10 protein-coding genes are annotated in these 9858 nt (G+C 44.7%); 7 read left to right on the top strand and 3 right to left on the bottom strand.

Annotated elements, in window-relative coordinates:
* Together GXZ13_01775 and GXZ13_01770 are read right to left on the bottom strand one after the other, a co-directional pair.
* Positions 1-101: C4-dicarboxylate ABC transporter substrate-binding protein (locus GXZ13_01775; GenBank protein NLX74569.1), on the bottom strand; the 101-nt coding region annotated here is incomplete at its 3' end.
* 130 nt (positions 102-231) lie between these two features.
* Positions 232-711, bottom strand: a complete 480-nt coding sequence (locus GXZ13_01770; GenBank protein NLX74568.1) for a DUF386 domain-containing protein — start codon at positions 709-711, stop codon at positions 232-234.
* A gap of 72 nt (positions 712-783) precedes the next feature.
* Here GXZ13_01770 and GXZ13_01765 point away from each other — a divergent pair, with 72 nt between their 5' ends.
* The gene (locus tag GXZ13_01765) at positions 784-1224 is read left to right on the top strand and encodes an OsmC family peroxiredoxin (GenBank protein ID NLX74567.1); all 441 of its coding nucleotides are present in this window, start codon (positions 784-786) and stop codon (positions 1222-1224) included.
* 12 nt (positions 1225-1236) lie between these two features.
* Here GXZ13_01765 and GXZ13_01760 read toward each other — a convergent pair whose 3' ends face one another.
* Positions 1237-2016 (bottom strand): DeoR/GlpR transcriptional regulator, encoded by a 780-nt coding sequence (locus GXZ13_01760; GenBank protein NLX74566.1) that lies wholly within the window; start codon positions 2014-2016, stop codon positions 1237-1239.
* Positions 2017-2255: 239 nt separating this feature from the next.
* Between GXZ13_01760 and GXZ13_01755 the strand changes: the two genes are divergently transcribed.
* The 6 genes from GXZ13_01755 to GXZ13_01730 form a co-directional block, all read left to right on the top strand.
* The gene (locus GXZ13_01755) at positions 2256-3122 is read left to right on the top strand and encodes a sugar ABC transporter permease (protein ID NLX74565.1); all 867 of its coding nucleotides are present in this window, start codon (positions 2256-2258) and stop codon (positions 3120-3122) included.
* Positions 3122-3985, top strand: coding sequence for a carbohydrate ABC transporter permease (locus GXZ13_01750; GenBank protein NLX74564.1), 864 nt, complete (start codon positions 3122-3124; stop codon positions 3983-3985). The genes GXZ13_01755 and GXZ13_01750 overlap by 1 nt, the downstream gene beginning before the upstream one ends.
* Before the next feature lie 59 nt (positions 3986-4044).
* The gene (locus GXZ13_01745) at positions 4045-5418 is read left to right on the top strand and encodes an extracellular solute-binding protein (protein ID NLX74563.1); all 1374 of its coding nucleotides are present in this window, start codon (positions 4045-4047) and stop codon (positions 5416-5418) included.
* Positions 5419-5452: 34 nt separating this feature from the next.
* A complete protein-coding gene (locus GXZ13_01740) occupies positions 5453-7006 on the top strand; it encodes a M81 family metallopeptidase (protein ID NLX74562.1) in 1554 nt (517 codons plus the stop codon).
* A gap of 102 nt (positions 7007-7108) precedes the next feature.
* The gene (locus tag GXZ13_01735; GenBank protein ID NLX74561.1) at positions 7109-8590 is read left to right on the top strand and encodes a carbohydrate kinase; all 1482 of its coding nucleotides are present in this window, start codon (positions 7109-7111) and stop codon (positions 8588-8590) included.
* Positions 8591-8797: 207 nt separating this feature from the next.
* The coding region (locus GXZ13_01730) for an alkaline phosphatase family protein (protein NLX74560.1) at positions 8798-9858 on the top strand (1061 nt) is incomplete at its 3' end.

Raw genomic sequence — 9858 nt, 5'->3', positions numbered from 1 at the left:
GTGTAGACCAGTTCGACGGGCTTGGCTTCCGTGGAGGCCTGGGCAACGAGTGCCGGGCCCACCAGGGCTGCGAGCAACAAAACGATCAATGCTTTTTTCATTCTCTCCGCCTGAGGGTGCGTTGCACCCAATGGTATTATCGGTCTAGCTGTTAAGCTGTCTTACAGGTATGGTCGCACGGCTTTTCCCATCTGTCAACGGTGATATTCTGCAAGATCAAGATGTATCTGATCAGACGATGATCTTGAAGACCACCTTCTTCGCCGCACGGTCATCACCGACTGCGATGTTGGGGGCGTGCGGTTCGCCGGGAAAGAAGATGACGAAGAGGGAGGGGTCGGCATAATAGGAGGCGATCTTGCGCCCGCTGCCGAAGACGATGTCCCGCTCTGCGCTGTACTCCCCGGACGGGACAAAGCTCTCGCTGTCACCTGTGTCCATGCGCTCACGCCCCGCAAGCAGCATCTGTACGTCGGCGTCGCGGCGGTGAATCTCGTACGGCCGTTCATCGACCGCCTCGGTCTCGTAGCTCATGATGGTGTAGCGCAGCGAGGGATCGTCGCAGGGATAGGCGCCGAGCGGCAAGGTTGAGAGCGCTCCGCTTTCGAGGATGGCGACGACTTCCTCCAATTGGGGGAGGGCGGGGATGTACTTTGCTAGGTTTTCGATGCGGTCTATGATCATGATCTGCTCCTTCTGATGGCACAGCATAGCGCAAGAGTGGTGGCAAGGCTAGCCGACCCCCACTTTTTGTGAGTATCCTTTGGCGACAAGGAGCAGATGATGAGCGAGAAGCATACCTATACCACCGCCGTTGAATGGACGAAAGAGAGGAGAGCGGCGCTCTCCAGCCGAGGATTGCCCACCATCGAGGTGGCGACCCCGCCGAACTTCCCCGGAGGACACGAGGGCATCTGGTCGCCCGAGCACCTCTACACAGCAGCCGCCGAGGTTTGCCTGATGACCACCTTCCTCTCCTTCGCCGAGCGGGCCAATCTCGACTTCTTGAGCTACAAGAGCGAGGCGGACGGCATCCTGGACAAGGTTGAGAAGAGCCTCTTGATGACGCGCATCCACATCAAGCCCACCATCACGGTGGCAAACGAAGCGGACAGGGAGGAAGCGCTCAAGCTCATCGAGCGAGCCGAGCGCTACTGCCTCATCTCCAATTCCATCAAGAGTGAGGTGACAGTAGAGGCCATTGTGGTGGTGAACCAGCATTGATTTACGGAAAAATTATTCCTTCGAGTCCAATCGAGTAATAATTAAATTTTTTCCGGTTTCTCGAATGGCTGCTTCCATTTCTTTAGGAAGCTTATCATCCGTTATGATTGTATCCACCTGTGAAAGGGGCATCTCTATTGAAAGTGCATCTTTCCCAAACTTATCGCTCTGCGCAACCAATATCGTTGTGTCTGCGCACCGGCTCATCTTGGCGTGGCGACCAAATCCGTTCGGATTATAATCGGAAATCCCTGACTCAACAGTAACCCCGCCAGCTCCAAGGAAGGCTTTATCAACATGGAAGAAGTCCATATTATTCAATGTCAGTGGACCTGAAAGATCAAGTTCGTTTGGGTCAAGGATACCACCAAGTACAATGATTCTAAAGGGAGTATTCGTCAATTCCATTGCAACAGGGAGACTGGGAGTAATCACGGTAAGTTCATTTAAACTCTTAAGATTGCGCACTACCTGCAACATAGTGCTGCCGATTCCTACAAAGATGCTCTCGCCGTCCTTGACCATGGTCGCGGCAGCTCTCGCGATAGCGGTTTTTTTCCAAATATCAGTATTGTCTATTTCCGGAGAAAAAAATTTTTGACTGAAATTATTAGATAGAATCGCCCCACCATATACTCGCGTCACTGCTCCTTGTTCTTTTAAGTATTCAATATCTCGGCGGGCAGTTTCATTTGAAACTCCAAACTGTTTAGCGATTTCGTTAACCTTGATGACGCCACCGCGAGTCTTGAGTGTGTCGATAATTATTTTCTGTCTTTTATTGGCCGTCATAATATATTAACCCCTATTACTATGAGAACTATTATTTGCAGATCCACATTTGATGAGTTGGCAACTAGAAGTATTACCTACTGAATTGGAAAAATCAATCCATAGCAATTTGGCAAATCCACAAACAATGTGGAATTACCAAATATTTTTGTTGACTTATATGGTAAACTATGCGTTGATTAAACTATGAGATTCGATATCCAAAGGTGCCTTATATGAAAAGAAATAAGTCTATATCAATTCAATCTCAACGAAAGCCGGTTAAAATAACCCCTTATTTATTGTTATTACCTGCCTTTATATTATTTACTCTATTTACTTTCTGGCCTTTCTTGAAGACTATTATTCTTTCTTTTGCTTTTACCGATAAAAAAGGGAACTTTGTCAAATGGGTTGGTATTTCCAATTATATACGAGTTGTAAGTGGGACTTTATTTGGAAAAATCATTAGCAACACCTTTTTGTTTGCACTGATGATTGGGACAGGAACTCTGGTAATTGCAATGTTTCTTTCTCTTGTCAGTGTTTCCCGGGGTAGAGGAGGTCGATTGCACGAAGTGATGTTTTCACTCCCCATGGCGGTCGCCTCTGCTCCCGCATCAGCGATTTTTACATTCATAATGCGGAAAGAAAATGGAATTCTTAACAAAATACTTGGAACCAACATCGCATGGCTTCAAGATCCGCGGTGGGCGCTGTTCGCGGTCGCTATTGTTACCATTTGGCTTAGCATCGGAGCAAGCTATATTTTCCTCTTGGTAGGATTTAGAAACGTCCCGGAAGAATTACTTGAAAGTGCCACCCTCGATGGTGCAGGTGTTCTCAGAAAAACATTTAATATTCTCATACCCTTGGCGTCTCCTCAGATTTTCTTCGTTATATTTCTCAATATCACAAACTCATTTAAGGCGTTCACACAGATCAAGCTATTGACTGAGGGCGGACCAAACAATGCTACCAATACATTGATATATAGTATGTATAGGAATGCAATCCTGAACAATCGGTATGAAACAGCCTGTGTGCAGGCAATCCTGTTATTCTTAGTCATCTTTATTATAACCCGAATTCAAAATATTTTTGAAAAAAGGATGGTTTTCTACTAATGACAAGTACTGCGAATCCAACAGCTAATAAAAACCACCTTATAAAACACCTCCATCTGTTTACAAACCATCTTTTCAAGATTTTGCTTGGCTTTATAATCGTCCTTCCAATCATAATCTGCGTTTCTTATTCCTTGATGACAAATGAAGAGCTTATGGGGACAATCGGTTTACGGTTTCTACCGAAGAATCCAACCTTTGAGAATTATTCTTGGGTGATGAGAACTATTCCAATTGGCACATACATGAAGAATACGTTTATCCAGTGTGGAATTATCATTGCATGTCAATTAGCTATTTGTAGTCTTGCTGCATATGCATTTGTTTTCTTTGAGTTCCCCTTCAGTAAATTATTATTTACGATTATTTTAGCAACCATGATGATCCCCGGTGACGTGGTTATCATCACGAACTACATTCAAATACAGCATTGGAAACTTACCGACACCCATATTGGAATGGCTCTTCCTTATTTGGTTGGTGGTATGGGTATTTTTTTACTACGACAATTTTATTTAACAATACCAAAAGAACTTAAGGATGCTGCTGAAATTGATGGCTGCTCTGACATGGGGTATTTTTTCAAGGTGGCTGTCCCCCTTTCTGTACCGGCATTGGCTTCCTTAGCCATCTATGAGTTCATTGCAATCTATAACCGCTATTTCTGGCCATTATTGGTTACGAATAAAGATCGCATGAGAACGATTCAACTTGGGATGGCGATGCTGGAAGGCGGAGAGGCTGGTAAAACGCCTCATATTCTCGCCGGTGCATCTCTATGTATTCTCCCGGCGATTCTGGTGTTCATCGTTGGCCAAAAATATCTTGTTAGAGGGATGACCGAAGGTGCAATTAAGGGTTAAAGCATTGTATTTTGTGTAAATTACCGACTTATAGCCGGTTAAAAAAAGGAGAATGAGATATGAAAAAAATGACTCTCATGGTATTGATTGCAGTATTTGTAATCACCGGTGTGTTTGCCGCAGGTACCAAAGAAAAAATTGTCGAAAAAGAAATTGCTCCGACACTCACAAAAGATGGACGCATAGAAGTGATGTTTTGGTGCACATACACAGGAGATAGTTCTGACTTTTTTGATAAGATCATTTCTGAATTCAATACCTCTCAAAGCAAGTATTTTGTCGTTAAGGAAAGAAATGGTAACTATTATGATCAGTTAGCAAAGATGCAAGCGACCGATCGTGAGAACCTCCCAGCCTTATGCAATAGTTCCTCAGAAACTGTAGGATCTTACTTGTATTCAGGTGTGGTGAAGATGGTACAAGATTTCATGGATGCTGATCCGAGTTATAAGACCAATTTGTATGGAAATCTTGTCGCTACGTATGGGTTGAATGAAAGGCTCATTGGTTATCCTTTGGGGCAATCTCTTTCAGGATTCTTCTATAATGCTGATGTGTTTAAAGCAGCGGGGATCGATCCATACTCTCTCCGAAGCATGGATGCCATCTATGAAGCAGCGGGAAGGATAGTCGAAGGTGGGTTTGCCAAGTATGGGATTGCTGAAGAGCATTCGGGAATTTGGGCAAATTACGCCTTTGCTCGAGAGGGCTATTATTGTACAGATAATGAAAATGGCACAACAGGTCTTCCTACCAGGTGTTTGTATGATGATAATAGCAATGGGTTTGCGGATATAGTTGAACGTTACTACACATCTTGGGCGAATCTCGCAAGTAAAGGCTACGTGTTTCCTTTTGGTGCAAAAATTAAAGACGATATAATTCCTGCTCTTGGTCGAGGCGAGCTTGCGATGGTCGTGACAACCAACTCGTACCGAGCGAATGTCAACGATGCCGCGAAAGCATACGGTTCAACATATGGTTTCGTGCCGATGTTCTCAGTGACTGAGAAAGGTAAGCAAACCGGATACTGTGCCTCCGGTAATGGCTTCTTCATCGTTGACAATGGCTGCAAAGAAGAACAACTCGGTGCCTGGGAATTCATCAAGTATTTTACCTCTCCCAGTGTGCAATTACGCTGGAATAAAATGACGGGATATCTGCCGCTCTATGATGAAATTTACAATTCTGGAGAATATCAGGAATTCATCAACGATCCTGAAAACGCCTATATCAAGGTTCTCATTCATGAGCTACAACAGGCAGATAGCAGCGCATTCTATGCATTTACTGCAACGAATAATGTGTACAGCCCTGCTGGAGCGACCTGCTTGGAAGCTGTCATGAGTGGGGTCCCTGTTAAGAAAGCCATAGCGGAAATGTGTGCCACTATTAATGAATCATTCCAATTGTATAACGCAACAAATCGCTAAGTTTGTCAGATAAATACTCCGGAGAACGGGTCGCTTGCGGCCCGTTACTCCAATTAGGTGGAAATTGATGCAAAATACTGTTGTAAGACGCATGCTTGTTTGCGAATTTATTCAAGAGAGCAACTCATTTAATCCTGTGTTGTGTGGCTCTGATTGTTTTAGTAGCAGTGGGGTTAATCAAGGTGGAGCATTATTACAATCAAATGGATTGAAAGGCGAAACAGTCGAAGGAATTCACCACACATTGAAGGTTCGAGGTGTTCATGTGTGTGATGGGATTTATATGCGTTCTAAAAGCGGAGGGCCAGTCAAGCAAGAAGTAATAGACGACTTTTTACAGAAAATGTTGACCATTATTAAGGCAGATGGTCCATTCGAGGGGATAATTGTTTCACTCCATGGAGCTACAATATCGGATAAGTCTATGGATGTCTGCGGTGATATACTTCAATCAATCCGCGGTTGGGTGGGGCCGAAGACAATCATTTCGGTGAGTTGCGATCTTCATGCGAACGTAACAAGCAAAATGATGCGCAATTCAGATTTCATCTGTGGATACCAGACATACCCTCACCTTGATCATTATTCTGTTGGTTGTAGAGTAGCGACGCTTGCATGTGATAAACTCGAGGGACGGACCCTTGTCAATGCGCGTGTGACACTCCCCATTATGGCTCCCGCTCACGCCAACAATACCACTCAAGGCAAACTGAGATATCTCATAGAACGAGGACACAGCTTAGTTGCCACAGGCAAGATTGTTGATTTCACAATATTCCAAGTACAACCGTGGCTCGATATATCTGAAATAGCGTCGTGCGTTGTGGTCACTGCCGAAAATACGGAAGCCTCAATTACATACGCCAAGGAGTTGGCACACAAGCTATTTCAGTTCCGCCTAGAAATCCAAGGGGACACGTTGAGCTCAATTGATGAAGTAGTTCGCTTGGCACTCCAGAATGATAGTGGCAGACCAGTTGTTTTGGTGGATTCTGCGGATTCCCCGAATGCTGGAGCGTGTGGGGATAGCGCTACTGTCATCAACCATATCTTGAAATACAAGGATTCCTTGCGCTGTGCGGTCACCGTACTGGATAAGAGCGCAGTGATGAAAGCATTTTCTGTTGGGGTGAACAATAAAGCTGATTTTCTGCTTGGAGCAAGCTTGGCCCCGCAGTTGAGCACCCCCGTGCTCGTTAAAGATGCATTTATTAAAAGTCTGCACAATGGAACATTTTTATTGGAGGGACCAGCAGAACGAGGTCAAATGAGAAATTTGGGACTCTGTGCTGTAATTGAAATAGGATATGTCCAAATTTTGATTACGTCAAAATCTGAAAATGCCGGTGATCTGCAATTCTATCGAGGGTTTGGAATCGAGCCTACGTTGTGTCGACTGGTTTCTGTGAAAGCCTGTTCTTCACTGCGGGCGAGTTACGATCCCATTTCATCTCAAGTAATTAATACAGATACTCCCGGTGCTGCGGGTCCTAATCTGCTTACCCTTCCATTTCAACATCTACCCAAACCATTCTATCCATTTCAGGAGATTAGCGAGGAGCATATCGGGAATCCGGAAGTATTCTGAAAGTCGATATGTCAAGCCTGATTTCTTTGGAATCGAGATTGACTGTATCGCACATCATCCCTCTGGTTTGGGGTACTATAGCTACTGTGTGAGGAGTCAGCTATGAGTTTTATTCTTGCTATCGATTGTGGCACAACGTCTATCAAGGCCTCGGCAATACACCTTGAGACATGGAACATCAATTGCGCGAAAACTGAATGCGAACTATTTCAGCCATCCAGTGATCGAGCTGAGCAAGATGTTGGCGTATTGTGGGATTCATTGTGTCAAGCTTCCAGAGAATGCGTGAAGGATTGTGATATCTCAGATTTAAAAGGTTTGGTTATCTCAGCTCCTTGGAAACATATCATACCGCTCGATTCTTCTTGTGAGCCATTATGCAGAAGTTTGACTTGGATGGATTCGAGAGCCGTAGAGCAGGCTGATTTCTTGAATAGAAGATTGAATTTTGATGTTGGAACAGGGCAGGAATATTGGCCGCGACTCATGTGGTTGAAAGAACAAGAACCTGAGATTTGGATGAATGCGGAGCACATTGTTGGTTTAAATACCTATTTCAAATATCGTGCTACTGGTACTTTAACCACAGATTATTCTGATAATTTCATTGAAACTCCGAATAGTAACTTGCAGGAGCGGTATAATCGAATTCTACGCTGTGCAGAATTGGATGGGGACTTGGATAAATTCCCTAAATCAGTTCCTTCTACTTCGTGTGTGGGATACTTGGAATCCAATGCTGCAGCACAGATGGGACTGAAAGCGGGTGTCCCTGTTTTTGCAGGGTTTACAGATCTTGCTGCGATTTCTGTTGGAAGTGGTTGTATACGGGAAGGCTGTACCCATATTTATTTAGGGACTTCCTCTTGGTTTGCAGAGATACAGCGAAATCGTCTCGAAAACTATTCCAATCTATATTTTACTCTCGATGAGCATTTCGAGAGCGCACTCTTTTCGATTCAAACCGGGGGAAAGGCATACGATTGGTTGATACAGCAGTTCTATAATGCCGAGAAAAATACTTACGGTAAGGAAATAACCAAATTTGTTGATTCCGAAGTTGCCCAGGTACCGGCTGGATCGTCGGGACTCATAGCAACACACTGGTTGAACGGGGAGTTGAAGCCGCTTTCGAAGAATGCGAAGGCAGTTTTTTTCAATATAACGGAACAACATGATCGTAGATATTTTGCACGGGCAATGCTGGAAAGCATTTGCTATACACATCGTTGGTCATTGGAGAAATATCACAGCCTCCATGGCAGATTGCCTAATGAGATTCGTGTTGTTGGTGGAGGTGCCCAAAGTGATGTTTGGATGCAGATGTTGGCTAACATACTACAAATTCCAATACGGGTTCCCAAGAATCCTCGCTACATTGGGACAATAGGTTTATGTTACTGTGCGATGATCGGTCTTGGTTTGATGGAGGATTATTCTAGCATTGAGGGAAAAATTGAAACTAGTTCCCTTTTCATTCCTTCAAAAGATCATGCGGTAATATATGATGAGCAGTTCAGTCTTTATAAAGCACTTTACCCTGCATTGAAAAGTTTATACGAACAAGCAAATGGCAGGTATTGAAGAGGTCGGAAGTGTGGCCGACTCCAAAAGAAAGTAGAATTTTGAAAGACCTTTTTCGATAGTGGTGCCATGAGTTAAAATGATATATGGGATAAGAAGTTACTCTTCAAAATCCAAAGTAGGAATAATCATTTATTGTCGAAGAGGAAATTTCCATTAGGTCCCTGTACCCAACACTTAAGCGAAATAAAAACTGTGGAGGAGCAGATGCAACGTAAACTTTTTGTCCTCTCGATGGACGCAATGGTGGATAAAGATCTTGAGTATCTTGAAAAGAAACCCAACTACTCTCTCCTGTTGGGGAGAGGGGCACGTGTCAATCGGATGATGAGTATCTATCCGAGTATTACCTATCCGGCACATGTCAGCCTCATCACCGGTTGCAGGACAGCCACCCATGGGGTTTTCAACAACACTAAATTTGGTTTCTCCGCCCCATACCCCGATTGGCATCTTTACAGTGAGATGATACAGGTTGAGGACCTTTTTGCTGCAGCGAAGCGGGCCAAGATGAGCACCGCTGCTGTCTATTGGCCTGTTACCGGTCGAAATCCTAATATCGACTATTTGCTTAACGAGTACTTCTTCTACGAACCTGGGGAGCGTGTTTCAATGGAACAGGTATGTGCATGCTTTGCTACCCAAGGGGCGAACCAGGAAACTGAACAAATCGTAAGGGAAAACTTCAACCGGTTCCCCTCCGAGGAGCTCAGTGCCGATACAAAGATAACCCTTGCTCAAACCTTTGATCACTTTATCAACGGGTGTGTCTGCTCGCTGATTCGCCGTCACCAACCAGATCTTTTAGTCGCCCATAACTGCTACTTGGACACGTTGCGTCACCGTCACGGGGTTTTCCATCCATATCTTGATGAAGGACTAGACATGACTGATTTGTGGCTTGGTGAGATTATTGAGGCGATGCGTGAAGCGGGAGTGTTTGAGCAGACAGATTTTATCCTTTTGAGTGACCACGGACAGATGAACATCGCACGGAGGATAAAGCTTAACCATATTTTGGCGCAGCGAGGTATGATTGAGGTGGCTCCCGATGGGTCGGTGCGTAGTTGGAGAGCGTACGCTCAATCCAATGGCATGAGCGCCTCTATCTTCGTGAAAGATCCCAAGGACGAGAGCGAAGTCCATAAGCTCCTTGCCTCTCTTGTTGATGAGGGGGTATGGGGAGTTGGAGCACTCTACACAAGGGAGGAGGTCGCCAAAACATATGGATGGTCAGGCTCCTTTAGTTTCGTCCTTGAAACAGATGG

This window comes from Synergistaceae bacterium, assembly GCA_012728235.1.
In the GTDB taxonomy this organism is placed as follows: domain Bacteria; phylum Synergistota; class Synergistia; order Synergistales; family Synergistaceae; genus JAAYFL01.
This window is presented reverse-complemented; position numbering and strand designations above follow the sequence as displayed.